The organism is Selenomonas sputigena, assembly GCF_026015965.1.
In the GTDB taxonomy this organism is placed as follows: Bacteria; Bacillota; Negativicutes; order Selenomonadales; family Selenomonadaceae; genus Selenomonas.
The window spans coordinates 737,270-764,023 of the sequence record NZ_CP110383.1; the positions used below are offsets into that span (position 1 = coordinate 737,270).

The window sequence follows — 26,754 nt, forward strand, 5'->3', positions numbered from 1 at the left end:
CTTTGCTGTCTGAAAATGATTTTGCCGGATTGGTGGATGAGGTGCAGGACAAAATCTATCAGCAAATGGAATTCGCTTGGAAGAATCACCAACTGGACGACTATTTGCGGCAAATCGGTCTGGGGGATTTGGCAATCCGGCAACCAGCGAGTGATTGGGACGATTCTCTCTCGCATGGCAAAATTATCGTATTCGGAGAAGCTGCCGCTAGGGAAAACGATATTGTCAAATCCATAACCAGCCAAGGTGTTTCCAAGGATAGGGTGGAACTTCACCTTGGTTATGACGAGTTCAAGCGGTATAGGTTTGGCGATCTTCAGTACAACAGCGCGTATCGACTGATACTGGCAGGGCCGCTTCCGCATTCTACGAACGACAAGGGCGGCTATTCCAGCGTTATTGCGAGGATGGAACAGGAGGAAGGTTTTACCAAATTGGTAAAGCTGTCCAGCAATGGCAGGCTAAAAATTACGAAAACAAATATAAAGGAAGCCGTACAGCGGGAAATCGAATCAGGATATTTGGCTGTAGGCTGATCTCTTGTGGAAACAAAGATAAAAGATAGAAATGGAGATTTAAGAGGGTTATGGCTGTGAAAAAATCAGAATTGTATTCGCTCCTATGGGAGGCTTGCAATAAACTTCGGGGAGGCGTGGAGCCTGCCCGCTATAAGGATTATGTTCTTGTGCTGCTGTTTTTCAAATATGTGTCCGACCGATACAAAGGGGAGCGGCGCGCCGATTTTACGGTAAACCAAGGCGCGTCCTTCGATGAACTCATTGAGGCAAAATACACACCTAATGTGGCGGAGACGGTGGATAAAATCCTCCAGAAGTTCTTGGAGGACAACCATCTTTCCGGCGCTCTGCCGGACGTCAATTTCAATAACCCGGACGAACTTGGTACGGGCAAGGAACTGGTGGACAAGGTGTCCGGACTGATCGCCATATTCGAAAATCCTGCCATTGAATTCAAGAGCAATCGCGCCAGCGGCGATGACATCATCGGTGACGCCTACGAATATTTCATGATGAAGTTCGCCCAAGAGTCCGGCAAGAGCAAGGGCCAGTTTTATACCCCTAGCGAAGTCTCCCGCATTATTGCCCGCTTGATTGGCATTGGGGACATCAAGCCCAGCCTCACGAAGAAGTGGACGCTTTACGACAAAAGCACCGCGAGAATGATACACCTGAAATGGCGCAGAAGTGCCTTGAAATCACTGGAATTCGGAGGTTTTACAGGTTATTCGGGCAAGGCAGCATAGATGGAATCTAGAGTGGGAGACGAAAATAGTCGGTTCGATAGAATACCCTGAAACGATAGAAAAAGCTATCGTTTCAGGGTATTCTATCGTTAAAATGTAAGAACGAGGTGAATGCAGGTTTCTGTAAGGCGTGAGGACATATGTACAGCGTGACGCTATGATGTACCATCGCCAGAATCGGGCGCAAAAGGAAACTGTGCCCTTTGGCGTGGCGGCTGAACATATGTCCTGAAAGTTTGCAATCTATTCGTTGTCCTTCACATCATTTTCCGATATTGCTGCATCTGCGCTCACCTCAATCATCTGCGTAACCACATGATTAAGCTCCGAGGCATTCTTACTCGTGATGCTCGGTTTCCTTGTTTCACTTTCGATGGCTCTCCGAGCATTTCCGGCTACTTTGCCGCCCCGCTTGGCTACGGAAATACTTTGAGAAAAACCTTGCGGCTGCTCGGCAGCGGAAAATTCCCTGGTCGCGGTTTCTGCCAGCATATTCAGCACCAGTTCCGTGGTGCTCATGTTGTCGCGCAGACTCTCTTTTTTGAGCCCTTTCAGATTTTTGTACTGACGGGTGGTCATTCCGCTCCATGCGCGAGTGAGTTCATCGGTTAAAATGGCGTACTCCTTTCCTTGTTTGACGCCGCGCTCTTTCCATTCGTCGGTGAGTTCTTTGCGGGCGCTGATCGCCATGAGCCGCTGGTTGATCCATTCCCGTGTGTAGCCTTTATGCTCGTAGGTAGATACCAGTCGCTCGGCGATAAGTTCTGGGTCAAGGGTTTCGTCAATGCGTTCTCGTCCCACCTGTGCCAGCCAGAGCTTGAGCGGCTCGGCCTTTTTTGATGGAATGGACTGGATAAGGCGGAGAAGCTGCTCAGTGTTGGCGACATCCGTAAGGCGGCGTTTGCCATCAGCGGCTTTCAATCGCAAACCGTGACAATTTGTCACGGTTTCATTTCCCTCTTCTTTGAGTCGTTGTTTTAGTTTTCGCCAATACGCTGTTGGATTCTTGCTTTCTGTCAGCACGCCTATCACATCAACGATGGAGAAATACCACGCCTCTTCATCTTCGCTCCAAGCGGTGCGGATAGGTTGATTTTCAAAAAGTTGGAGATTTTCGTTGCATGTGTTCTCTTTCATGGCATAGCCTTTCTGCCTGAGTGGCTGGGAGTCGGAAATACATACCTTTTTCTGGACACCTTGTCAATCGATGTTTTTGCATGATTTTTGCTCCGTACATGCTAGGCTGCCTTAGGTGCAGCATTGGTGTTGATGCCATCGATGACGGCGAGGATGTTTTTAATCATGTTTGGCTCGAAAACTTCGCCTATGGAAAGACCGCCAAGGTTTTCACTGTCGCTGAGGTCTTGTCGATCCATTGTGCCGTTTTGTACCAACCAATCCATGATGCACTTTACGAGACCGATTTGCTCTTCGCTATATACGCTTTCGTCAAGAAATGCAGAGAAGGCTTTTTGCGCTGCTTCCTGTGTGAGTCCTGTAAGGCTTCGGACGAATTTTCCTAAAGGCATATCCTGCGTTTCTTCCGGGAGCATTTTTCGATACTCTTCCTGGCTGCCAACTTCGTGCCAAAAGATTTCTTCTAAGATAGAGATGTCGCTGTCATCAAGAGGAAGATTATTCTTCAGTTTTACGAGAACGGGGGTGTTTTCATTTTCCTTCACATAGCGGGAGGCGCGTTCGTAGTAATCGTCTAATGTGTTGCCCGTTCCTAGTCGTTCCCCTTCGCGTTCAAAGATAACGGCATCCGTGATATTGATTTCTTTCAGCTTCATTTCTTTCTTCAGATACTGCATGAGTCCTCGCAGTTCCTTGCGAATACTCTCGATCTTTATAATGCTGGCGTTTGGCCAAAATTCTTCGGTCGAGATCGCCGTCAGCGTATCCTTGGCCTTAATCACGTCTGGTATGGTGGCTTTTTGAGAGAGTTTCACGGCAATCAGACGGATTTTCTTGCTATATCCGTCAAATGCTTTATCATCGTGCTGCGCCCTAGAAAGCATCATGCGATACATGATTACATCCAGTCGTTTTGCTGATTCATCCTCGTTCACGGCAGGAATCAGCGGGGCGATGTTGTGCACGAGTTCCTCTGAAGATATTACTTCCAAGCACTCAAATGCTTTTATGCTAGAAAATTTCTCCACATATTCAAGGTTTTGGCGAACTTGGAATTGTAGCGAATTTAAGGCAGAAATGGCTTCCACAGCTTCACTTACCAGTTCCTTTCGGTAGCCTATTAGATCGGACTGTTGGTATTCTATTGCCTGCAGTTCCTTCATCATCTTCACCTTCAAACTGAAGGTGAGTTCAGAGAGGGATGTCACTCCATCGACTTCTTTTCCTTTGGGGTTGTTGGCAAAATAGGTGCAGTTTCCCATGTAATCGAAGATATAGAATTCTTTTTTGTCTTCGCCAGGGCCGAATAAATCTGCGCAGAGCCTTGTGCCGCGCCCAAACATTTGCCAGAACTTGGCTTTTGAGAATACGGGCTTATAAAACACTAAATTGAGAATTTCCGGCACATCTATGCCTGTATCCAGCATGTCTACGGAGATGGCGATTTGCGGGAACTTGTCTTTGTCTTCAAAATCCTCCAATAGCTTTTTACGATACTTTTCCTTGTTGTCGATCACTCGTGCAAAACGTCCCTTGTACTCGGGGTAGAGTTTATCAAACTGCTTCTTGATAAAATCGGCATGGTTGTGATTTTTGGCGAAGATGATGGTCTTGCCTAGCTTGTCGCCGCCGTCCACCTTTATCCCCTTTAACATTATCTCCGTAAGGACTCGCTGAGTGGTGTTCGCATTGAAATACACACGATCCATCTCTGAGGAAGAAATAAATTCTGGCATATCATCATCCTCGTCAAAGGCATCCTCATAGCGTTCCCTGTCCTCTGGCGATAATTTATCATAGCTTATGCCCTCGGTGGGAATGCTGTAGAGTTTTTCAATGCAGTGGTAATCTGCAAGATACTTGTTTGCCAGAGCCTCTTCATATTCATAGGCAAAGGTTGGCATATCGTTTTCCAAATCGAAAAAATCATAGGTGTTGTGATCGACGTCCGTTTTGGGAGTAGCTGTAAGACCTATCAACAAGGCGTCAAAATACTCGAAAATGGCGCGATATTTTTTGAAAATGCTGCGGTGTGCCTCGTCGATGACGATGAGGTCGAAATGGGCGGGCGTGAAAAGCTTTTGCCCGTCTGCAGTTTTCATGTCATCAATGGCGTTCATGATGGTGGGGTAGGTAGAGAAAATCGCCCGATCGGTGGGCTTGTCATCGCCACGCTCTAAAAGATTGCAGGTGGAGAGATTTGGCATATGCATGGTGAATGCCTTTTTCGCCTGCCGCACCAAATCTATACGGTCGGCGAGAAAAAGAATATTGGTTATATAGTTGTGCGCCAAGAGTACGTCGATGAGCGAAATAACTGTCCGAGTCTTGCCAGATCCGGTAGCCATTACCCACAGAACCTTTCGCTTGTTGTTGCCATATTCATTGCAAGCCCTCTGGATGGCAATTTTCTGATAGGGGCGATTGCTGATGTCGTCATTGATCGCGAGTTGACGGAATGGCTTTTTTTGATTTCGGCGATTCATGATGCGTTCCATATCCCTCTTGGCGAATACGGAATAAACCTTGCGGGGGGCATAGTTCGTGTCGTCCCAAAACCATGTGGTATAACCGTTGGTATAAAAGATCAGCGGGCGCTGCCCCGTCATTTGCTCCAAACAATCGGCATAGAGTCGGGCTTGCTCTCTGCCTACCTCGGCATCAATCCCCGTTTTTTTAGCTTCCACTACGGCTAAAGGTTTGTGATTGTTGCCGTAAAGGACATAGTCGACCCGTCCTCCTCCGGCGGTGGAAGGCATGCCACTAACAGAAACCTCTGTGAGGCAGTCCTCGCCAAATGTCCAGCCCATCTCCTTGAGGTCAACGTCGATGATGGTGCGGCGGGTGTCCGCTTCGGTCTTGGCGGCGGCAGCGGATACTGCAAATGTATGTGTCACTTCATTCTTTTTGCGAAGTTCGGCAAGTTCTGCTTTGAGGTTGAACATTTCTTTTGCCAAGGATTCACGCTCTTTGGTCTTTTGGGAAAGTTCATCCTTGAGAGTTTCCCACTCTTTATTTGAAATGGACTGATTTTTGTCAGCAGCTAAAATGGATTCATCAAAGGCACGTTCCGTATAGGATTTGCCGTAGCAGTAGTCGATGAACTGGACAAATTCAAACAGGTTTGCCAGAGCAAGGATGGCTTCTTTATATGTAACTTGCTTATTCGTGTGTGCAGAGAAATTTCCAAGTTTAATGATGAAGCGAAGGCAATTTAGGATTTTATTATCGACAGAGTCTGTGAAGGATGGGTTATATACGAGGGCTGAGAAATTATCCTTGTAGGGGAGACGCAAAGTATCATCTACGGAATAGAGCCATTTTACGGCAAGTTCCGCACTTTTTCGGACACCAAGAGCAGAGAGTGCAGGGCTTACAGAGATAGACTTTTCTGCCTCAATGCAGGCCTCGGCAAAGGCTGCAAATTGCGTTTCCTTCTTCAAAAAGTCAAAGTTCGTCATGTTCTACGCTCCTTCGATGTAAACTTTTGCAAATCCGTCTGTCCGAATTTGTATACGATGAAAACATTGCTGATAGCAGGGCGGTTTTTAGCGAGATTTGTCGATGCATCAAAACAGCAAATTTCGATTTGTCGGCCTGTTCGACAAAGGCGGCAAATTCGTTTTGTAGGTCGAGGGGAGGGACAAATACAACAAGGGATTTTAGTCTTTCTTGCGATATGTTTGACATAGATTGCGCTGAACCCGTAGCCAGTTTTTTGATTTTCGGACGGAATACATCGTGATTGATTAGCTTCCATAGAAAGATCGGATGAATGTTTTTGTTAGGAATCAATCGAAAAATCAAGTCTGGCATCATCAAATTTTCGGGAGTTTGCCAAACATAAGCACACATTCCGACAAGGTCAGGTGTATTTTTTCTCGTAAATAATAAATCTCCCGCATGAATCTCTGCTTGTTTTACAAAATCAGCATCTGAATGAAGAGCTTTATTTTCTTGAGGGTTGTATACGCCATAAGTTGCAGCACTTAATTTGAGTAGCCCAGGGGATGTTCCTTGCCGTTCGTTGCTATCACATATAAAACTCTTTCCGCTTTCGATTTTTTGTAAACATTCACTAAGGAAACCCATTTTCCACCCCTTCGGATTCGTCACAGGGTCACCGAACAACTCTATAAACCGTGATTTGAAACCTATGCGATGTACCTGCGATGCGAGATTTTCACATTGTTTTGATCGACCATAGCATATTCCATCGTGGTGTCAATTTTGCTATGACCTAAGAGCTGCTGAACTTGCTCGATGGGCATACCTTTATCGATGGCTTTCGTGGCTAGGGTACGGCGGAACTTATGCGGATGTACCTTTGGGATTCCCAGCATACGCCCCATATTTCGGAGGCGAATCTCTACGCCGCTGATTTGCAAACGATGATGGGGGTTCAAAAGAGAGACGAAGAGAGCCGGGTCATCGTCCGAGCGGCTGTCCAGATAATTTTTTAAGTGAATTTTCGTTCGTGCATCGAAGTACACGGGACGCTCTTTGCTGCCTTTCCCCAATACGACGCACTCCCGGCTTTCGAAGTCGATATCAGCGCGATTGAGCCTTACCAATTCACCAACACGCATTCCCGTGGAAGCCAGGAGATCAATCATAGCTAAATCTCGGATATTGGTGCAATTATCCCGCATTTGCTCCAAAGCCTCGTCCGTGTAAGTTTCTTTGACAACTTTAGCCGTCTTGATTTTGTGGATGCGACGCACCGGACTTTTAAGGATGTAGTTCTCTTCCTCCAGCCAGGCAAAAAAACTAGAGAGAATGCGCCGGATATTATCGATATTCGCCTTGCTGCACTGATGCTTCTCTTGATAGTCTGACAGATATTTCCGTAAATCATCTGTGGTGATATGGGTGACGTGATTTTCGAGGCTATCCAACACCTTGCGGAGAGTGGTCTGATAGTAGCGGATAGTTTTTTCACTGCATCCTTCCACCTTCTTGGCAGCGATAAACGTGGCAATCAGTTCGTCGTTGGTCACCGTGTCCATAGGATCGCTTGTCCTCGGGCAATCAATGATTTCTTTGTCGATCAAGCATCGTGTCAACACCGTTTGAAGGTGTGCCATTTGGGCGTTATCTAAAAAAGGGAGCATTCCTTGCATGATTTCGGTCATCAGATGCTCTTTCATATTGAATTACCTCTTTCTACCGACCACTGACGCCACAGATTTAATCAACCAAAATACTTTTGCAGTAGGGCTTCTTTCAGTAATTCGTGCTTTTTTAAGAGTTCTTGGATTACCAATTTCGATTTGTCGGCCTGTTCGACAAAGGCGGCAAATTCGTTTTGTAGGTCGAGGGGAGGAAGTGGAACATATAATCCTGACAGAATTTGTTGATTGAGATTCTGTATGTTGGCACCTCTGCCAGTCATTCTATGTCGCATTGATTCGTGTTTGAGAACCTGCAACAGATAACTAATAGTCAACCGCTCTTTATCGGCAAGTCGAAAGCGTATGCAAAAACCACTGAACACAGTTGGTATCTCGTTGGGATAAACAGCCAAACAACGTCCCACCAGATTTTTATTGCCATTTGAGCGAACGAAGACAATATCTTCATTCTGTAATAGATATTCTTTAGAAGGCTTATCATTGAGTGAAACGATCGGAAGTGTTGATGTATCATCAATAATAGATAAATTTTGAAAATCTCCGACGCCTAGACAATGTAATTCAACACCGTTTTCCCCCTTATGAAAATTCATGCCGTTTTTGCAGTCCCCCATATCCGATAACGGCGCAATTTCCCACCCCTTCGGATTCGTCACAGGATCACCGAACATCTCTACAAACCGTGACTTTACGAGCTCTTCAAGATGGGCTATTTGTGCGTGGAGTGTGTCTATCGCTTTATCGACTAGGATCAATATGCTTGAGATTTCTTGCTGTTTATCTCTGGATGGGATGTTAAGCGGCTCATGCTTGTAGTCTTTAAAATAAATGTGTGGAATCGTGGATCCAGTGTAGTATTTTTCAAGATGCATGAATTGTACTGCATAATAGAGGTAATTGACATCAATGCTATCTTTGGGTAGCAGATATTGCATTGTGCCTATAACCGAGGAATACGGTGGCAAAGAAAACACACGCCCGATGCCAGCTCCGTCTTTGACCACGGCTATATATTGCTGCTCCTGCTTATAAAAATTTACAAACCCAATGAGTCCACTTGCCCCATAGATGGGATATTGTCCTTTGTGACCCACTAAATCTTTTTGGGCGATATTTGATGACATCGAGCTACACGCATCCGCCAATGTTGACAGGCTCATGCCGCCACCTCCTCAAAGTCAGCGACAAGCCGTGATTTGACGAGATCCTCAGTCTTTTCCGTCAGAAGATTGCACATCTCAATCGCTTGGTCTATGTCCTCCAGATTTTTCACAATCTCTCGCTGTTCTTCTAAAGAAATCAACGGGATTTCAATATTCTCAAGTATGCCTTTTGAAATAGCTTTGAATGTACTCCCTGTTCCTTTTGCATTTAGTTCAGGCACACGACTACTCAAGAAATAAAATATATAATCTTTCAGGCATTTTAATGAAACAACCTGTATTGCCGCTAAACCTCGCCCTATGCAACATTCTTGATCTGCAACATTTAATGCGCCGATAGGAGCACGTACAGAAATTAGAATATCGTCTTTATGGGCATATTTTTTAGGGGATGAACACCAAACTCTTACATTTGGATGTGCTTTTCCAAAATCGGCATTTCCCTGAAAAAAAGGAATACCTTCGCGCACAATATTATAAGATGCAGAATCTGGGGACTGTCCCATCGTTATGGTAGCAATTTCATTGAGTTTCATAGTCGCTCCTCCAGCCGTGTCAGAACATCGTCCAATTTGTGATAAAGTCCTCGAATGTCCTGCATAATCTCCGCAACAGGTGGATACTCCAGAGGCGTATACTCAATCTTCTTGTATTTATTGATGGACAGGTCATAACCGTTTTGCCGGATTTCCTCCGCCGACACCATAAAACTCTGGTCGGTGCGGCTGCGGCTTTTTTCGGCATCAAGATTTTCAAAACGCGTTACGATATCATTGATGTCGCCGCCTGTTCCTAAATCATCTCGCTTATCGTCGAGCGAATATCCGTCGGATTTCATGTCATAGAACCAAACGTCATCCGTACCGCCGGAACCTGTCTTGGTGAAAATGAGGATGGCTGTTGATACCCCGGAATAAGGCTTGAAAACGCCAGATGGCATGGAGATGACCGCTGAGAGTTTGTTGTTGTCAACCAGTTCTTTCCGTAAATCCTTATGTGCCCTGGACGATCCGAAGAGGACTCCATCCGGGACGATGCAAGCGCAACGGCCTCCTGCGTCAAGCAATCGCAGGAAAAGCGCCACAAAAAGCAGCTCTGTTTTCTTCGTATCAACTTTCGATATGAGATTGGCCGCTACGGTATTGTTGTCCAGCGATCCCTTAAACGGGGGATTGGCGAGGATGAGAGTGTATTGATCTGCGTCGGTGTTGTTTTTCGACAGGGAATCGTTGAAACGAATATTCGCATTGTCCATGCCGTGAAGGATGGTGTTCATGGCCGTGATTCGGAGCATGGTTTGGTCGGTGTCGTAGCCTGTGAACATTTCATCTTGAAAATGGTCACGAATTTTCCGGTTGGTACGTAGCTGAGAATCATAATGCTCCTTGATGAAATTTCCGGCTCCCACGAGGAAGCCGCCTGTGCCGCAGGCCGGATCTATGATAAAATCCTTTAGCGTCGGCTTCATCATGCGCACCATCATCCGGATAATGTGGCGCGGCGTGCGGAATTGTCCGATGCGCCCGGCAGTCTGGATTCTGCCGATCATATATTCGTAGAGATCGCCCTTGAGGTCTTTGTCTTTCAACGGAAGTTCATCAATGGCGGTGACGACTTTTTCTGTGATGAGAGGATTCGGCAGGGCGAAGGTGGCGTCCTGCATATAGCGGGCATAGGCGCTCTTGCGGCTGTCTTTTTCCCTAGGATTTGGTTCTCCTTTCAAGGTTTTAATGAAGGGAAACACCTTCGTCCCCAGTATTTCGTGTATCTCCTCGGCCTTTTTGTCTCGGAAGATATGCCACCGCATGGCTTGTCCTTCGTCGTTTTGGGGGAATATTCGTCTGCCGTTCGCAATGCCCAAGAGAGCGTCATTCTTTTCATTATCTGTTTCAACATCATCTAAAGACTTAATGAAAAAAAGATACGTAAGCTGCTCAATGACGGTCAAAGGATTCGCCAGCCCGTAAGAGTACATATCATTCCAGATGCTGTCGATTTTGTTTTTGAGTTCGCCCGTAATCAACGCCTTCCTCCTAACTTATATACATAGTTTACGCTTCATTAGAGTTCACATTGTTCAAAGCAGAAGCCCTGCCTGATACGGAAAACCATCGCGCCGCACTGTTCGCAGAAAACAGTATCACATTTTTGACGATTGCCGCATGGTTTGTTTTCTGAGTTCTTTGGTGATGGCTTCAGAACCGTGCCGCAGTAAGGGCAGTAGTTCGCACTGCTGCTGTGCCGTCCGCCACAGTAGGGGCATTCGTCGGGATGCCGCAGAAATCTTGCCTTGGGTTTGATATACTTGGGACGTGGTTGATTTTGCGAGATAAACTCTGGCATCAATATATCATCCTTGTCCATGCAGACCGTGATTTCCTTGCAGTAATCGGCAAATCGCTCCTGTGTCAGAATGACATTGGTTGGGATAAATTGATAATCCTCCGTGGCCTTGACATATCTGTTCTGCGCCGCCTTATCAGAAATGCCGCAGATCATAGTGATGGCTTTTTCGTCATACACATCGAGACTGCGCATCAGCCACTTTGAGGCCAGCACCTCCCCGGCGAACATATCTGCTTCAAATTCCAGCTGATCGTACAGTTCCAGCGGAAGCTCTGATTTGACGATTTTTGTCAGATGGTTGTCTCGCAGATGTCCCAAGTATATATGCCCAATCTCATGTAGCTTCGTCCAAAGCAGCCGGCCAGGAGGTATAGTATCGGCAGCATTGATGAGGATTCTATACTTGTTTGCCTTTACATCGTACATTGACAGCCCGTCTTGACTGCGCATGACGTGGTCTAGGACATGCTGCTCGTTTTCACCAATTTCGTGGGCAAGTTGATGGACGTACTTGAGCTCCCAATTGTGGTGCTGGTTGATGATATCCTCCGGATTCACCGGGAGCCAACGGATATCATGCTCACGGAGGAATTGATGAGCGCTGCAGAAAATACGCAGTGCACGTTCACTGCTGCTTGGAAAAGGCATCAGGATAAAGCGACTCCATGACTTTCTTTACCTTCTCCAAGTCTTCGTCCGTCAAAGTGGCTCCAGCTTTGACGATGGCTTTTAGCTTGGGATTTTGTACGAAATCGGCAATGGTGCTATCGTCTTCCGTAGCGCGGAAAGCAGCCTGCGTTTTGGCAAGAGCGGCCGCATCGATGAACTGACTGCTGTTTGCCGTCCTTGCTACAGCGCGAATTTCATCGTCGTTGGCTTTCACATCACTGACCTTAAGTTTCGTGATAGCGGATTCTATTTGCTCCCTTTTTTGAATATTGACCATTGTTTCCAAGGGGACATCCAAGACAACCGCGATCTTTGCAAGCATATCCACTTGCGGTTCTCGCGCACCAGACTCAATATAGTCGATGTAAGATTTGGATATTCCTGTCCTGGTGCTGAGGTTTTTGGCAGAAATCTTTTTGTTTCGCCGTTCATCTTTGATGTAAGCGCCCAGTTTTAAACCCATGATAGCCTCCTTTCGATAAGTGTGATAATAATGTTGACAATGACCACAAATAGTGGTAATATGTAATGGTTGAATGATTGATGGTCAAGCTCGTGCAATAGAAAGCGCGAGTTTTTATTTGACCACAGCCTACCACAAATAGTAGGCATTTGTCAATAAAAATCTACATTGGGGGAGGAATTCTATGAGAGTGTTTCGGAAAGTCGGCGAAGGAATGGAAGAGGTGCGGAATTTGGACAAAAAGCGTGTCTTTGACAAGAGTAAGGATGATAGACTTATTGAGATTCGTCGTCAGCATTGCGTTACGAGAATCACAGCGAATGCCGACAAGACGATGAACATCTCTCATTGTTACGAGAAATAAATATTTATCCGCGAGAGCGCCAGACGACAGTGCGGGTACCGACCAGTTATCGGTATCTCGCTGTCGTTTTTTATTTAGAAGAATAATAGCGAAGCCTTAGTGAGCACAAGGGCATTTCATATGTATGCGCTTCTATGTAGAAAGATTTCTAAGGAGGTGATAGGAAAAATCAAATTCGGTTTCCCTAAGTAGTCAATCTGTTGTCCAAGATGGCCATAGGACGGCGGGATGCGGATAGGGATGCTGACAGGTAACGAGCTTGTCAGTAGCTCTATGCTCCCACCGTGCTTCTTTACGCCCATTTTCGGATAGAAGCCCATGCGTAGTTTTGCATCCCGCCGTTCGGCAAGAACGAAAGGAAGGCAAAACTATGAGCGACACCATCAAAGACTATTTCATTCCGCTGGAAGTCGATTCCCAAATGATTCGGGATTTCGACATTGATCGAAAGACGGTCAAATGGCGTATGGTTGGCAATCGTCGGGTAAGAGTCGTGATGATTCCGGTGACGGAGGATGTGTATCGCGAGTATATGCGTACGACATGGCGCGAGCAGAAGCAGGAGATACGGGCGAAGAGCCTTTGCATTTATAAGGATTGGGAAAATGCCTGTGACCATGACTGCGAACATTGCACACAGCCTGTATTTTTAGAATCCTCCATCAACTTTATGGAGGATGACGAACGGCTTTCCGTCAATCTGGAGGATTCCTGCATTGAAAAGATCATGTTGGAGCAGCTGGCTGAAGCGATGGAGGAGCTTACTCCTGCAGAGCGGGATTTGCTTGAACGAATCAAAGCAGGAGAATCCGAGCGCACCATCGCAAAAGCTCTCGGCTACAAGTCTAAGATGAGTATTCGTAAGAAAAAAGAAAAACTTTTCGCCCTTCTCCGAAAAAAATTGGGAATGTGGTGACCATTTCGCCGGTTTCTGTCCGCCCTCTAGTGAAAGGGGGGAACAAGTGATGCGAAAGAAAGAAATCGCAGCCGTGCTGATGGCAATCAGTCTGATTGCTAGAAATGCCGCAAAGAAGATTTTGCTGAAAGGAACTGATTCTAATGGTTGATTTGAAAGACTTGCCCAAGGTGCTGTGTGATGCAGCCGATGCGCTGGAAAAGGCGATGCCGCACAGCAGCGAGCCTGCAAAAAGCGTAGGACTCGAAGAGGTGCGTGCCGTTCTCGTGCGCAAGAGTGCGGCGGGAAAGCGGGAGGCGGTCAAGGCGCTGATTACGAAGTATGGCGCGGAACGCTTGAGCGATATCCCGGACGAAAATTACGCTGCGATGCGCGAAGAAGCGGAGGCGCTCTGATGGGGGCACATGCACTGCTGCCGCCGTCGGCAGCACTTCGGTGGATGAACTGCCCGCCGTCCGCGCGGCTTGAGGGAGAGTTTCCCTCTGCTGCAAGCAAGGCTGCCGCCGAAGGGACGGCGGCGCACGCGCTCTGCGAGCATAAGCTGCGCAAGCTTCTGCATCTGCGCAGCAAGCGGCCGCATTCGGATTTCGAGGATGAAGAGATGGAGCGCTGCTCGGATGATTATGTCGCATTCGTGCAGGAACAGATGCGGAAAATCCCCTCGCCGATGACGCTTGTCGAGCAGCGTCTTGACCTTACGCGCTATGTGCCGGAAGCTTTCGGGACGGCGGACTGCATCATCGTCGGAGGAGATACGCTCTGCGTCATCGACTTCAAGTACGGCATGGGCGTGCTCGTGGAAGCGGAGCGCAATCCACAGATGATGCTTTACGCGCTCGGCGCATTGGAACTGCTCGACGGAGTCTATGATATCCGAACCGTTTCCATGAGCATCTTCCAACCGCGCAGGGAGAATGTATGCACATGGTCGCTCACGAAAGACGAACTTCTGCGATGGGCAAAAGATGAGCTTGCAGAAAAGGCAAGGCTCGCCTATGCAGGAGAGGGAGAATTCTGCGCAGGTGTGTGGTGCACGTTTTGCCGTGCCTCCGCTCGCTGCCGGGCGCGTGCGGAGGCAAAGCTGCGCATGGCAAGAGAGGAATTCAAGCTTCCGCCGCTCATTACGGACGAGGAAATCGAGGAAGTCCTCAGTGAAATCCCCGACCTTATCAAGTGGGCGAACGCTATTCTCGCCTATGCGACAGATGCGGCAGTCAATCATGGCAAGCGATGGAAGGGCTTCAAGGTCGTGGAGGGGCGCTCTGTTCGCAAGTACAAAGATGAAAGTTCTGCTGCAAGAGCGGCGGAAGCCGCAGGCTATACGGACATCTTCGATAAGAAGCTCATTACGCTGACACAAATGGAAAAGCTGATGGGAAAGAAAGCGTTCATGGAGATTCTTGGCAATCTTGTTGTAAAACCGCCCGGAAAGCCGGCGCTCGTGCCACTTTCAGATAAACGTCCGGCAATTCAGGCAGGTAATGCACAGGCCGAATTTACAGATATTATGGAGGGAAATTAACATGGCTATGAAAAACCTTAACACGAAGGTTATCACGGGCAAGGTTCGCCTTTCCTATGCGAACGTATGGGAGCCGGCATCCATCAATGGCGGTGAGGAGAAATACTCCGTCAGTCTCATCATTCCGAAGTCGGACATGACGACCATCGGAGCGATTCAGGCGGCGGTGGATGCCGCCATCGAGGCGGGAATCGGCAAGTTCGGCGGCAAAAAGCCGAACAAGGCGTTGATCAAGCTGCCGCTGCGCGATGGTGACGTCGAACGTCCTGAGGACGAAAACTACAAGGACGCCTATTTCATCAACGCAAACTCCCGGACGGCTCCGCAGATTGTCGACCGCAAGGTGCAGCCGATTCTGGATCGCGATGAGGTGTATTCCGGCTGCTATGCGCGTGTGAGCATCACGCTGTATGCGTTTAACAGCAACGGGAACAAGGGAATCGCCTGCGGCTTGGGGAACATTCAGAAACTTGAGGATGGCGAACCGCTCGGCGGCCGCACGACCGCCGCTGCGGATTTTGCAAGTGTCGACGACGATGAAGAGGACTTCCTCAACTAAGTCTATAGGGATGGGCAGCGGTGAGAGCCGCTGCCTGTTTTATGGGAGGGCGAATATGAAATCCATCAGTATAGATATCGAAACATTTTCCAGTGTGCTGCTCGCCAAAGCAGGCGTTTACAAGTATGCGGCATCGGAAGATTTTGAAGTCCTGCTGTTCGGTTATGCCGCAGACGGCGGAACGGTGCATGTCGTGGATTTGGCAAATGGGGAAACGATTCCGGCAGAGATTCTTGCGGCATTGACGGATGATCGTGTCATCAAATGGGCATTCAATGCCATGTTTGAGCGTGTGTGCTTGTCGCGATACCTTGGCGTCAGACTGCGGCCGAACGCATGGCGATGCTCCATGGTTTGGGCGGCGACGCTTGGCCTGCCCTTATCCCTCAAGGATGTGGGAGCTGTGCTGCGTCTTGAACGACAGAAGATGGAAGAGGGCAAGGACCTTGTCCGCTATTTCTGCACACCTTGTAAAGCGACAAAAAGCAACGGCGGCAGGACGTGCAATCTGCCTGCGGATGCTTCGGAGAAGTGGGAGATGTTCAAAGCATACAATAAACGCGATGTGGAAACGGAAATGGCGATTCAGGAAAGATTGAAGAAGTTTCCTGTGCCGGAGAGCGAGTGGGAAAACTACGTCATAGACCAGGAAATCAACGACCGTGGCATTGCTGTAGATGCGGAATTTGCAGTGCAGGCAATTCGCTGCGACGAGCGCAGCAAGTCGCTCTGTCTTGCGAGGGCGAAAATCCTTACAGGGCTTGAAAATCCAAACTCTCCGCTGCAGCTTATGGACTGGCTGCGCGGGAAGGGGATACAAACGGAATCTCTGGCAAAGAGCGAAGTGGCGGAGATGCTCAAGGCGGCGACGGGAGATGTGCGGGAAGTATTGGAACTTCGGCAGAGACTCGCCAAGATAAGCGTCAGGAAATACATGGCGATGGAGTCGGTCATGTGCGCAGATCATCGTGCCCGCGGCCTGTTTCAATTTTATGGAGCAAACCGAACGGGGAGATTCGCAGGGCGGCTCATCCAGCTGCAAAATCTGCCGAAGAATAATATCGCGCCTTTGACAGAGGTTCGCACGCTCGTGAAAGACGGTTCGTTCGACCTTTTGGATATGCTCTATGACAGTACGGCAGATGTGCTTTCACAGCTGATTCGCACGGCTTTTGTTCCGCGTCCTGGTACGCGTTTCATCGTCGCGGACTACTCTGCAATCGAAGCGAGGGTGCTTGCATGGCTTGCAGGCGAACAATGGGTGCTGGACGTGTTCAGAAAGAACGGAGATATTTACTGCGAAACGGCATCGCGCATGTTTCACTGCAAGGTGGAAAAGCATGGTGAGAATGCGGAACTTCGTCAGAAAGGAAAGCAGGCGGTTTTGAGCTGTGGCTACGGCGGCTCTGTCGGCGCGCTCATTGCCATGGGCGCAGTCGAATCCGGCATGAAGGAAGAGGAACTTCAACCGCTTGTGGATTTGTGGCGCACGTCGAATCCTCATATTGTGCGGTTCTGGTGGGATGTGGATCGCGCTGTCAAAAATTGCGTGCGGCATCGCACACCTGTGGAAACGCACGGCATTCGCTGTGCATGGAAGAGCGGCATCCTGTTCATCCGGCTGCCAAGCGGCAGGAATTTGGCATATGCAAAGCCGCGCATGGGCAAGAATCGGTTTGGAGGGGAGTCCGTCACCTATGAAGGTCTTGGGATTGGGAGAAAGTGGGAGCGTATCGAGACGTTCGGAGGCAAACTTGTGGAAAACATCACGCAGGCGACGGCACGCGATCTGCTCGTCTTTGCAATGAAGCGACTGCGGAAAGAAGGTTTCTCCATCGTGATGCATGTCCATGATGAAATCGTGCTTGAAGTGCCGAAAGGCATCTCATCGGTCGAAGAAATATGCTCCATCATGGCGGAGAATCCACCATGGGCGAGAGAACTGCCGCTGAAAGCTGACGGATATGAGTGTGATTTTTATCGGAAAGACTAAAAAGTGTTCGGACTGCATATACATACAGTCCGAACACATGGGGGCTTTCATGGATTTTTCCGATTGAAGTAATCAATCCATTTAGGCTCAATGGGCGTGTAAGTCATGCCTTCAAAAAAGGCAGCCCTTTGATACTCTTGAAAAATCAGTGAAACTGTACCGTTTCCAGACAAGAAATAGTCGTCCGGGATGGTATGATCGCATTCTCGGTAAGGCACCCTTGATTTTATGTTGAGGAATTTATTCTTCTCGTTGTAGAGTGGAAAATCGAAAAGTGTACTGAAATCTTCATTAACTAAGTGGATAAAATATCGCAAAGGGACTTTTTCACCTGAGTGTTTGTTGTATACGAGACCAGTATGTATAGTATGCCCATGTACTCCTCCCCTCCAACGGTAATCATGAAGGATTAAAGAAACATAGTCAGCATTCTCGAATCGGAGTTCATATGTAAATTTTCCATCGATAAATTCTCCGTTTCGATAGTCGATTCGGAACTTCTCAATATATCTATATAAATCCGAATTGATTTTATTTTGAGCGACAGCATTTTCCGTGTACACAATAGGATAGTGCATTTCATAATTAACAGCCCTGTCAGTGCCGGTGCCCACACTCGCAGATGCATATGAGCAGAGAAAAGTGAGCAGCGAAAAAAGAAGCAGAACCTTTTTCAAGCATTTCATTTCTCATCACTCCTTATTCATATCAATATCCCGTTGCAGTGGTCAATCTCGTGCTGGATGATCTGTGCCGTAAAGCCGGAGAATGTATCTTTCTGTTTGTGAAATTTCATGTTGCGGTAAGTGACTTCAATCCACTCATACCGTATCGCTTTTCGCTGTCCAAGGAGGGAAAGACAGCCTTCTTCTGTTTCATATTGCTTGGCGGATGTTTTTGTAATTTCCGGATTCAGCATCACGACATGGGATTTTCCTATGCATATAGCTATGATGCGTTTCCGCGCTCCGATCATGTTGGCGGCAAGGCCTACGCAGTGTCCGACATGCGCCTTGAGGGTATCAAGCAGATCGTTCGCAAGGGAAAGGTCAGCTTTTGCCGCTTTTTCCGATGGCTGCGCGAGAAATACAGTATCCGTGATGATTGGCCGTACCATCTGTTTCACCCTTTCGTTGTTTGATGTATTCGCTTAGATAAATAAAATTTCCTGCACGTGGTGACCAATATGCCTCTTTCTGTCCGCCCTCTTTTGAGAGGGGGATGAACGTTCCCCATCATCACGAATTGACCATGTATTGGAGGGAATCGCTTATGAATGATTTGCAGGTTTTGGAGCATGATGCAGTGCGGGTGATGACCACGGAGCAGCTTGCGGAGGCGTATGGTTGTGAAGGTCGGAACATCAGTGACAATTTCAAGAACAACGAAGACCGCTTTCAGGAAGGCACGCACTACTTCCGCCTTGAGGGCACGGAATTGAAGGACTTCAAGAGGCAGTCCGAAAATATCGGATTGCCTGTGAGCAAGTTCGCCTCTGCGATTTATCTCTGGACGAAGCGGGGAGCGGCGCGTCACTGCAAAATGCTGGGGACGAATCGTGCATGGGATGTCTTTGAGGAGTTGGAAGAAAGCTACTTCAATCCCGTCAAGAACATGATGCCGGAGGAGGTTCTTCTGCATACTGTTCAGAGACTCGTAGAGCAGGCGAAGGCGATCAAGGCTGCAAATGCTCGTCTTGACAAGGTGGATGCGCGGCTTATGGAGGTCGAATCCAAGCAGATGACCATCGACCAGCAGCATTATACAATCATCGGCTATGCCAATCTCACGGGGGTTCGGGGCGTGAGCCGGGAAATTGCAGCATCTCTTGGGCGCAAAGCTTCGAAGATGTCCAGAAAGCAAGGCTACCACATCGGCAAAGAATATGATGCCAAGTATGGCATGGTGAACACCTATCATGTCGATGTGCTGCAGGAAGTTTTTAGAAGCTGAGTGAACTGCACGCACAAACGCCCACTTTGTGGATATTGTGCGGTGCCCTTACAGAAACCTAGCCAATCGGTCTGAGGATTTCTTTGGGGTTTTATGCTAAAAACCATCATGTGAACAGGGAGCGTGACGTCATGCTATATTTCAATGAGGCGCATTATCCGGATCCGACGGCGGGCGAGGCGATGAGGAACATCGAAAACTGCGAGAACGCCTATTTGCCGCTCATCTATGTTTGTTCGGCGTACCGAAGCAATCCGTCCGTCAATATTCGACGAGCACGGGAGTATTGCCGCTTCGCCGTGCGGAAGGGCTGCATTCCGCTTGCGCCGCATCTTCTTTTTCCGCAGTTTCTTTCAGAGAAAAAGGATCGTGCGCTTGCGATGCGCATGAACTTCGTTCTCCTGCGCAAATGCCGCGAACTTTGGGCGTTCGGCGCGGAGATTACCGAGGGGATGCAGTGTGAGATTGACAAGGCGCGAGTCTTGCGTCTGCCGATTCGCTGCTTCAGCACGAAATGTGAGGAGGTCGTATGGGAATGACCATCGCCAACCTCAAGGAAAAGAAAATCTGGATTTGCTGGAAGTACATCGAAAAAGACGGCAAGCGAAAGAAGAAACCTTGTGCTGCGGGCGGCGGCATCACGGGTGTGAATCATGCCTATCGGGCAAGTTGGGTGACATTCGAGGAAGCGCGGCGGGCGGCTGAGGAATCATCCTATGCCGGAGTGGGGTTCATTATCCCGAAAGGGATGTACTTCCTCGACATTGACCACAGGGATGCGGCTGATGCTATGGTGCAGCTGCAGATCCGCAGGCATGAAACTTATGCCGAAAAATCGGTCAGCGGAAACGGCATCCATCTTTACGGCTGCTGTGACTATGACCGCATTCCGAAGAAGAAAAACGAGAAGGGCGAGGAAAAGCTCGATCCGAAGTTCTATGTCAAGAATCCGCATAATGGCATGGAACTTTACATCGGAGGGCTGACCAACCGATTTGCCGTATTTACGGGCGATGTTGTGCATGACGTGCCGTTCGCCGACGGGACGGAAGCCGTGCTTACCACGTTGCGGAAGGATATGCTGCGAAAGAAGCCCGTGAACTGGATATCGAAGGAGGATGGTGACCGCGCCGTTTTCGACATTGTCTGCTCTCTGCGAAAAGCGAAAAACGGCGGAAAGTTCGAGCGGCTCTTCGATCGCGGTGACATCACGGAGTACAGTAGCGCGTCGGAAGCGGATGCAGCACTCTGTGCCTTGATCGCTTTTCGGACGGGAGATGATGCGGCGCTGATTGATGCCGTTTTTCGCCAGTCTGCCCTTTATCGGCAAAAATGGGAGCGTGAGGATTATCGAGCGGCGACCATTCGTACGGGAATTGAAGCCTGTCACGGCGTGTTCCATGCATCAGCGATGGAGCATCCGAAATTCATTCGTTTCAACGCAAAAGGAATCCCCTTCATCAGTTGCCCGGCGCTGGCGGACTACATCCGTAAGAATCTACATTACATCTTTGTCCGCGACAGCGCACGGCATGGCGTTCTGCGCTACGTTTATGAAGGCGGCGTGTACCGTCTCTATGCGGATGATATGCTCAAGGGACTCATCAAGAACTGCATTGCGTCCTACGATGCAGAACTTATCGAGATGCGGAAAGTGGACGAGGCTTTCCGCATCCTCACAACGGATTTGAACTACATCAAAGACTCTGACCTCAATGCAGACGAGGACATCATCAACTTTCAAAACGGCATTCTGCACCTCGCCGCGATGGAGTTGACGGAACACGCGCCCGATCTTCTCTCCACCATACAGATTCCGTGCGCATGGTCGGACGAAGAAACTGCAACGCCTGCATTCGACGCTTTCATGCATACGCTTACGGACGGGGATGCGGAAATTGAGCGTCTGCTGCTCGAATTCATCGGTGCGTGTCTTTCCAACGTCAAGGGATGGCGCATGAAGAAGGCGCTCTTTATGTACGGTGCAGGAGATACGGGAAAATCCCGGCTCAAATGTCTGGTGGAGCAGCTGCTCGGGCGAGGAAATTACATTGGCATCGACCTTCGCGAGATCGAGGCGCGATTCGGCACGGGGCTGATTTACGGTATGCGGCTTGCAGGAAGTTCGGACATGAGCTTTATCACCGTAGATGAACTCAAGACCTTCAAGAAATGCACGGGTGGGGACAGTATCTTTGCAGAATTCAAGGGGCAGAACGGATTCGAGTTCACCTTCAATGGGCTGTTCTGGTTCTGCATGAATCAGCTGCCGAGGTTTGGCGGTGACGACGGGCAGTGGGTTCACGAACGCATCATGCAGGTGCATTGCAAGAATGCCATCCCTCTGGAAAAGCAGGACAGGCATCTCGGCGAAAAGCTTTATGCAGAGCGCGAGGGAATCGTCCGTAAGGCCGTCCATGCTCTGCAGATGGTCATTCAAAACGGCTACCGCTTTACGGAACCGCAATCCGTCATAAAAGCAAGGGAAGCATACATGGTCGAGAATAATTCGGTGCTTGCTTTCCATGCGGAATGCATGATGAAGCGCCCCGAGGGAGCAAAATGCGGCGAGGTCACAACAGGGAAAGTCTACCGCATTTATCAGGTTTGGTGCAGGGACAACAACAACGGCTACGCCAAGACGGCGCGGGAGTTTAGAGCCACGCTGGCTCGGTATTACCGTACAGATTTCAGCGCCATGACCGTTCGGCGAAGTTACGGCAGCGTTTATAAGGATTTGATTTTGACGGAAGATGCGCTTCGTGAATACACGACGCATTACAATGAGCCTGAGGATGATTTTTTGTGACAGCAGTGATCGTCCGGTGACAGGAAAAGCGAAAAACTGTCACTGGCGCAAAGTCTTGTCAGTATTGGGATTACGAAGCGTGAGTGATAGCAGTGACAGTTCTTTTATCTTTTATATATAGGGAAAAAAGAAAAGTCAGGAAGAAAGAAAAGTTAAAAATATTTATATATATAAAGATATAGGCGGCAACTGTCACTACTGTCACTATGCACCTATGGAAGCGAGGAATATCAATGCGAGAGCGTGATTTGGAAACATTCACTAAAACGTACATAGAATCGCACGGCGGACTTGCACTGAAGTTCATATCTCCGGGATATGTGGGCGTGCCGGATCGGCTTGTGCTCATGCCGGGCGGGAAGATGTGCTTCATGGAACTCAAGGCGTTCGGCAAAAGTCCGCGCCCTTTGCAGGTACGGTGTATCGACAAACTGCGTGCACTTGGTTTCAAAGTGTTCGTGGTTGACGGAAAGGAACAGATCGGAGGGATTCTTGATGCGTTATGAACCGCATTTCTATCAGACGTATGTCAAGGAATTCATTCTCTCACACAAAGAAGCGGCGATATTTCTGGACTGTGGGCTTGGCAAAACGGTCGTCACGCTTACGGCACTCGAAGAACTGCTGCATGATTTCTTCGAAATCGGCAAGGTGCTCGTCATCGCCCCGCTGCGTGTGGCGCGGGATACATGGCCGTCGGAGATCGCAAAATGGGAGCATACGAAAAACATCCGCGCTTCCGTGGTTATGGGGACGGCAAAGGAACGCACGGCGGCTTTGCTGAAACATGCCGAGGTTTACATCATCAACCGTGAGAATGTGAAGTGGCTGATCGAAGAGAGCAATATGCCCATGGACTTCGACATGATCGTCATCGACGAGCTTTCCTCGTTTAAATCTTATCAGGCAAAACGGTTTCGTGCGCTTATGAAACTGCGTCCGTCAGTCAAACGCATCGTTGGATTGACGGGCACGCCATCGGCGAACGGTCTCATGGATCTCTGGGCAGAGTTTCGGATTCTGGACATGGGAAAACGACTTGGAAGATTCATCTCCCATTACCGCGATGCTTATTTCCTTCCAGACAAACGGAATCAGCAGATGGTGTTCAGCTACAAGCTGCGTGAAGGCGCGGAAGATGCCATCTATCGACGCATCGAAGATATCACCGTTTCCATGCGCGCCATAGAATATCTTAAAATGCCGGCTCTCATATCGAATATCGTGCCTGTCGCCCTGGATGCGCGTGAACGAAAACTCTATGACGATATGAAACGAGATATGGTCATCGCAGTCGAAAACGAAGAGATTGACGCTGTCAGCGCAGCAGCGCTCTCCAACAAGCTGCTTCAGATGGCGAATGGAGCAGTCTATGCGGATGGTAGGAAAGTCATCCGACTCCACGACCGAAAGCTTGATGCTCTGGAAGATTTGGCAGAAAGTGCGAATGGGAAGTCTGTCCTCATCGTCTATTGGTACAAGCACGATCTTGAGCGCATCCAATCGCGCCTGTCTGTGCGTGAAATTCGGTCGAGTGAGGATATCGAAGCGTGGAATGCGGGAGAAATTCTCCTTGGCGTCATCCATCCTGCAAGTGCGGGGCACGGGCTCAATCTTCAGTTTGGCGGTTCAACTCTCGTCTGGTTTGGATTGACATGGAGCTTAGAGCTTTATCAACAGACAAATGCGCGTCTTTATCGGCAGGGGCAGAAGGATACGGTGGTTATTCATCACATCGTTGCTGCTGGGACGATGGATGAGAAGGTTATGGAAGCACTCGAACACAAGGACAAGACGCAGGCGGCTCTGATTGACGCCGTAAAAGCGGAGGTGAAAAGCAGATGATACGGTCATACGAGAATCTGGCGAACGCCGTCATCGAGCAGGCGGTGAAAGATTATCGACGGGCGAGGGTGAAACTCGCCAAGGAGGCCGGAGATGTCATGGCGCTCAAGATGCGCAGGGAAACAGAGCGGTTCTTCCGTTCCGCATGGTTCGGTCAGCTGACGGCTTTGGACGGCGAGCTTCTGCTCGAAAAGCTGGAGGAGGAGTCTGAATGACGGCAAAAGAGTACTTGGCGCAGGCGCGGAATATCGACCAGCGCATCAATGACAAGCTTGCCTATGTGGCGTAGCTGCATGATATGGCAACGAACGTTAGCGCGGTCATCAGCAATATGCCGAAGAGTCCGAGTCCGAACAATCAGAAGATGGAAAGCATCATTGTGCGGCTCGCGGACACAGAAGCGGAAATCAATGCGGACATCGACCGTCTGGTGACTCTGAAACTTGAGATTATGAATACAATCTGGCAGGTCGAGGACGCAAAAGCCTGCGCCGTTCTTGAGCGACGCTACCACAGCTTTAAATCGTGGGAGGAAATCGCAGCCGAACTGAATGTCAGCGTGCGATGGGTGCATAAGATTCACGGCAAGGCGCTGGAAGATGTAGAAAAATTTTTGAAAAAGGACAGGGAAATGCACTAGACTGCACAAGAGTTCACAAAGGTTCATATTGCGTTCACTAGGTTGATTTTGATATGATAGAATCAGCAAGAATAGGAAGAAGCCATCGAGGGAGAAATCCCGTCGGTGGCTTTTTTGTTGGAGGTGCGAGATGCCGAGGAAACCGAAACGCCCGTGCCGCATAACAGGCTGCCCGAATCTAACAGACAAGAAGAGCGGCTACTGCGAGAAGCACGAGAAGCCGATGCAGCGGCACTACGAACGATTCACTCGTGGCTACAGACAGCATGAGCGGTACGGCAGTGCGTGGCGTAGGATTCGCGACCGTCATTTGATGCGAGAACCGCTGTGCGAGATGTGCAGAGCGCACGGACGCTTTGTGGCGGCGACGCTCGTGCATCACATCAAGCCGCTCGGCGATGGCGGCACGCATGACGAGAGCAATCTCATGTCGCTCTGCGTGTCGTGTCATGAGCGGATTCATCATAGAAGATGTGAAAAAAATAGACCGTAGCGAAATGCTACGGTCATAAAAGTCTAGGCTGAGTCCGTCAATACCCGTATACGTTGAAATCAACATGGTGATAAAAGACACTGTTGTTGAAATGTTAGATACCATAGGCAACACTCCTTTGATAGATAATGAACCTAAGTGCTCCATGTCAGGCATTATCTTTAGAGTTTGTTGCAAGTATTGTTGGACTCCCTGGAGCAACTAAATTATACATCATTTCGCGTGAAAAGTCTAGTTTAGCCCCCGGGGGGAGGTAAAATCTCCAAAACCGCGCCATTGCTGGACCGGCGATGGATCACGCGCGAAAAAAGACCAGTTCAAACGGGGTATTAAAGAAACGAGGTGAAACGATGGCGAAGGACGGCACGCACCGAGGCGGCAGGCGCATCCGTGCGGGAGACAAGCCCGACGCTCTGGTGGACAAGATTGCAGGCGGCAGGGCGGCAAACATCATGGAGCTTCCCATGATGGAACTGGACGGAGCAGACCTTGCAGATGCAGCAGAGCTTTTCGGTGCAGATATGCCGAATCCGAGCGAGTACCTGTCGGCACGGCAACGAAACGGTAAGCCGCTCGGCGCGGATGATATTTTCCGCGAAACATGGCTGTGGCTCAAGGAGCGAGGATGCGAGCGATTGGTGAATCCACGCTTGCTCGAAAGTTACGCGCAGGCCTTCGCCCGTTTCATCCAATGCGAGGAAGCTGTGAGCCAATACGGGCTTATCGGCAAGCATCCGACGACAGGCGGCGCGATTGCAAGCCCCTTCGTTCAGATGGGGCAGGCATTCCAGAAGCAGTCCAACTTGCTCTGGTACGAGATTTTCGACATCGTGAAGCAGAACTGCACGACGACGTTCAGCGGCTCGCCGCAGGAAGACCGAATGGAGCAGCTGCTCCGATCGAGGAAATAAAAGAAGCACCAATCCGTAGATAGCGCTTCTTGGTTTGTGCTACGGTTAATCGAGATCTTGGCTCAGGTCAAGTACTCCTGCACAATACCAGAACAGTCCATTTAAAAATCCATTATCGTTTTTGTAGGTAGTTTCGGTAGAATTTCTTCCGGTATTGGGGGAAACAGCACTCAAGAACCTTATGACTCTTTTATCTGTCTTATATGTGCTGAAGCGCATGACCTCCGGAGAATGCTTAGCAGCATTTCCATGGCCATCGGCACCACCCGAGCCATAATAGACCAGACAGGAAATAATTGCCACACCATCTGAGAGCTCATACTTACAGCTCGTCTTATCCAAAAAAATAGTTCCGTATTCAGTAAGCCCTACGAGAGGATAATTCATGTCCCCGTACATATAGTTATCTTGTATCTTGTCGCCTTGTTTTGGAAATGCCGGGATTGTCCCCGTTGTGTTTTTGTATATCCGTTCTTTATTGGTAATATCATAGCCTTCGTAGGGGCTGGCATATGCTGTCATGACAGAAAGCAAAAAAATGCTGAGTAGAGAGAATATCATCTTTTTCATGG

General features: G+C 48.9%; 28 protein-coding genes. 16 read left to right on the forward strand and 12 right to left on the reverse strand.

The window, feature by feature from the left end; genetic code table 11:
* The first annotated feature begins 2 nt into the window (after positions 1 to 2).
* Positions 3 to 536: a hypothetical protein gene (locus tag OL236_RS03715; protein WP_265071370.1), complete on the forward strand. Its 534-nt coding sequence runs from the start codon at positions 3 to 5 to the stop codon at positions 534 to 536.
* A gap of 50 nt (positions 537 to 586) precedes the next feature.
* On the forward strand, positions 587 to 1,264 hold the full coding sequence (locus tag OL236_RS03720) for a type I restriction-modification system subunit M N-terminal domain-containing protein (protein WP_265071371.1): 678 nt from the start codon (positions 587 to 589) through the stop codon (positions 1,262 to 1,264).
* A gap of 243 nt (positions 1,265 to 1,507) precedes the next feature.
* Here the strand turns inward: OL236_RS03720 and OL236_RS03725 are convergent, their stop codons facing one another.
* The 9 genes from OL236_RS03725 to OL236_RS03765 form a co-directional block, all read right to left on the reverse strand.
* The gene (locus tag OL236_RS03725; protein ID WP_265071372.1) at positions 1,508 to 2,401 is read right to left on the reverse strand and encodes a BRO family protein; all 894 of its coding nucleotides are present in this window, start codon (positions 2,399 to 2,401) and stop codon (positions 1,508 to 1,510) included.
* 101 nt (positions 2,402 to 2,502) lie between these two features.
* Positions 2,503 to 5,862, reverse strand: a complete 3,360-nt coding sequence (locus OL236_RS03730; protein WP_265071373.1) for a DEAD/DEAH box helicase family protein — start codon at positions 5,860 to 5,862, stop codon at positions 2,503 to 2,505.
* Complete coding sequence (locus OL236_RS03735) at positions 5,849 to 6,517, reverse strand: restriction endonuclease subunit S (protein ID WP_265071374.1); 669 nt, start codon at positions 6,515 to 6,517, stop codon at positions 5,849 to 5,851. The genes OL236_RS03730 and OL236_RS03735 overlap by 14 nt, the downstream gene beginning before the upstream one ends.
* 38 nt (positions 6,518 to 6,555) lie before the next feature.
* Positions 6,556 to 7,551, reverse strand: coding sequence for a site-specific tyrosine recombinase/integron integrase (gene xerA / locus OL236_RS03740; RefSeq protein ID WP_265071375.1), 996 nt, complete (start codon positions 7,549 to 7,551; stop codon positions 6,556 to 6,558).
* A gap of 44 nt (positions 7,552 to 7,595) precedes the next feature.
* Positions 7,596 to 8,696 carry a restriction endonuclease subunit S gene (locus OL236_RS03745; RefSeq protein WP_265071376.1) on the reverse strand — a complete coding sequence of 367 codons (1,101 nt, stop codon included), beginning with the start codon at positions 8,694 to 8,696 and terminating at the stop codon, positions 7,596 to 7,598.
* The gene (locus OL236_RS03750; RefSeq protein WP_265071377.1) at positions 8,693 to 9,235 is read right to left on the reverse strand and encodes a restriction endonuclease subunit S; all 543 of its coding nucleotides are present in this window, start codon (positions 9,233 to 9,235) and stop codon (positions 8,693 to 8,695) included. Before OL236_RS03750 ends, OL236_RS03745 begins: the two co-directional genes overlap by 4 nt.
* Entirely contained in the window at positions 9,232 to 10,722 is a 1,491-nt protein-coding gene (locus tag OL236_RS03755; RefSeq protein WP_265071378.1) for a class I SAM-dependent DNA methyltransferase, read from the reverse strand. Before OL236_RS03755 ends, OL236_RS03750 begins: the two co-directional genes overlap by 4 nt.
* 38 nt (positions 10,723 to 10,760) lie before the next feature.
* Complete coding sequence (locus OL236_RS03760) at positions 10,761 to 11,693, reverse strand: ImmA/IrrE family metallo-endopeptidase (RefSeq protein WP_265071379.1); 933 nt, start codon at positions 11,691 to 11,693, stop codon at positions 10,761 to 10,763.
* Entirely contained in the window at positions 11,671 to 12,177 is a 507-nt protein-coding gene (locus OL236_RS03765) for a helix-turn-helix domain-containing protein (protein ID WP_265071380.1), read from the reverse strand. Before OL236_RS03765 ends, OL236_RS03760 begins: the two co-directional genes overlap by 23 nt.
* 734 nt (positions 12,178 to 12,911) lie before the next feature.
* On the opposite strand from OL236_RS03765, the gene OL236_RS03770 reads away from it, so the two are divergent.
* The 5 genes from OL236_RS03770 to OL236_RS03790 all read left to right on the forward strand — a co-directional run bounded on the left by OL236_RS03770 (position 12,912) and on the right by OL236_RS03790 (position 17,531).
* Positions 12,912 to 13,457 (forward strand): hypothetical protein, encoded by a 546-nt coding sequence (locus OL236_RS03770; RefSeq protein ID WP_265071381.1) that lies wholly within the window; start codon positions 12,912 to 12,914, stop codon positions 13,455 to 13,457.
* A gap of 143 nt (positions 13,458 to 13,600) precedes the next feature.
* Positions 13,601 to 13,852, forward strand: a complete 252-nt coding sequence (locus OL236_RS03775) for a hypothetical protein (RefSeq protein ID WP_265071382.1) — start codon at positions 13,601 to 13,603, stop codon at positions 13,850 to 13,852.
* On the forward strand, positions 13,852 to 14,979 hold the full coding sequence (locus OL236_RS03780) for a DUF2800 domain-containing protein (RefSeq protein WP_320109808.1): 1,128 nt from the start codon (positions 13,852 to 13,854) through the stop codon (positions 14,977 to 14,979). The genes OL236_RS03775 and OL236_RS03780 overlap by 1 nt, the downstream gene beginning before the upstream one ends.
* Before the next feature lies 1 nt (position 14,980).
* A complete protein-coding gene (locus tag OL236_RS03785) occupies positions 14,981 to 15,538 on the forward strand; it encodes a DUF2815 family protein (protein WP_413777384.1) in 558 nt (185 codons plus the stop codon).
* Positions 15,539 to 15,593: 55 nt separating this feature from the next.
* Complete coding sequence (locus tag OL236_RS03790) at positions 15,594 to 17,531, forward strand: DNA polymerase (RefSeq protein WP_265071383.1); 1,938 nt, start codon at positions 15,594 to 15,596, stop codon at positions 17,529 to 17,531.
* Between the two features lie 47 nt (positions 17,532 to 17,578).
* Here the strand turns inward: OL236_RS03790 and OL236_RS03795 are convergent, their stop codons facing one another.
* Positions 17,579 to 18,208, reverse strand: coding sequence for a DUF4163 domain-containing protein (locus OL236_RS03795; protein ID WP_265071384.1), 630 nt, complete (start codon positions 18,206 to 18,208; stop codon positions 17,579 to 17,581).
* A gap of 26 nt (positions 18,209 to 18,234) precedes the next feature.
* Entirely contained in the window at positions 18,235 to 18,648 is a 414-nt protein-coding gene (locus tag OL236_RS03800) for a peptide deformylase (RefSeq protein WP_265071385.1), read from the reverse strand.
* A 155-nt stretch (positions 18,649 to 18,803) separates the two neighbouring features.
* Here OL236_RS03800 and OL236_RS03805 point away from each other — a divergent pair, with 155 nt between their 5' ends.
* The 9 genes from OL236_RS03805 (at position 18,804) to OL236_RS03845 (ending at position 26,182) form a co-directional block, all read left to right on the forward strand.
* Entirely contained in the window at positions 18,804 to 19,484 is a 681-nt protein-coding gene (locus OL236_RS03805) for an ORF6N domain-containing protein (protein ID WP_265071386.1), read from the forward strand.
* A 131-nt stretch (positions 19,485 to 19,615) separates the two neighbouring features.
* Positions 19,616 to 20,023, forward strand: a complete 408-nt coding sequence (locus OL236_RS03810) for a DUF4406 domain-containing protein (RefSeq protein ID WP_265071387.1) — start codon at positions 19,616 to 19,618, stop codon at positions 20,021 to 20,023.
* A complete protein-coding gene (locus OL236_RS03815; protein WP_265071388.1) occupies positions 20,014 to 22,293 on the forward strand; it encodes a phage/plasmid primase, P4 family in 2,280 nt (759 codons plus the stop codon). Before OL236_RS03810 ends, OL236_RS03815 begins: the two co-directional genes overlap by 10 nt.
* Positions 22,294 to 22,526: 233 nt before the next feature.
* The gene (locus tag OL236_RS03820; RefSeq protein WP_265071389.1) at positions 22,527 to 22,799 is read left to right on the forward strand and encodes a VRR-NUC domain-containing protein; all 273 of its coding nucleotides are present in this window, start codon (positions 22,527 to 22,529) and stop codon (positions 22,797 to 22,799) included.
* Positions 22,789 to 24,138, forward strand: a complete 1,350-nt coding sequence (locus tag OL236_RS03825) for a DEAD/DEAH box helicase (RefSeq protein WP_265071390.1) — start codon at positions 22,789 to 22,791, stop codon at positions 24,136 to 24,138. The genes OL236_RS03820 and OL236_RS03825 overlap by 11 nt, the downstream gene beginning before the upstream one ends.
* Positions 24,135 to 24,353 (forward strand): hypothetical protein, encoded by a 219-nt coding sequence (locus tag OL236_RS03830; RefSeq protein WP_265071391.1) that lies wholly within the window; start codon positions 24,135 to 24,137, stop codon positions 24,351 to 24,353. Before OL236_RS03825 ends, OL236_RS03830 begins: the two co-directional genes overlap by 4 nt.
* An 83-nt stretch (positions 24,354 to 24,436) precedes the next feature.
* A complete protein-coding gene (locus OL236_RS03835) occupies positions 24,437 to 24,778 on the forward strand; it encodes a DUF1492 domain-containing protein (protein ID WP_265071392.1) in 342 nt (113 codons plus the stop codon).
* A 130-nt stretch (positions 24,779 to 24,908) separates the two neighbouring features.
* Positions 24,909 to 25,271, forward strand: coding sequence for an HNH endonuclease (locus tag OL236_RS03840; RefSeq protein WP_265071393.1), 363 nt, complete (start codon positions 24,909 to 24,911; stop codon positions 25,269 to 25,271).
* A 350-nt stretch (positions 25,272 to 25,621) separates the two neighbouring features.
* Positions 25,622 to 26,182, forward strand: a complete 561-nt coding sequence (locus tag OL236_RS03845; RefSeq protein WP_265071394.1) for a P27 family phage terminase small subunit — start codon at positions 25,622 to 25,624, stop codon at positions 26,180 to 26,182.
* Positions 26,183 to 26,227: 45 nt separating this feature from the next.
* On the opposite strand, the gene OL236_RS03850 is transcribed toward OL236_RS03845, so the two are convergent.
* Positions 26,228 to 26,752 (reverse strand): hypothetical protein, encoded by a 525-nt coding sequence (locus OL236_RS03850; RefSeq protein WP_265071395.1) that lies wholly within the window; start codon positions 26,750 to 26,752, stop codon positions 26,228 to 26,230.
* Positions 26,753 to 26,754 lie beyond the last annotated feature (2 nt).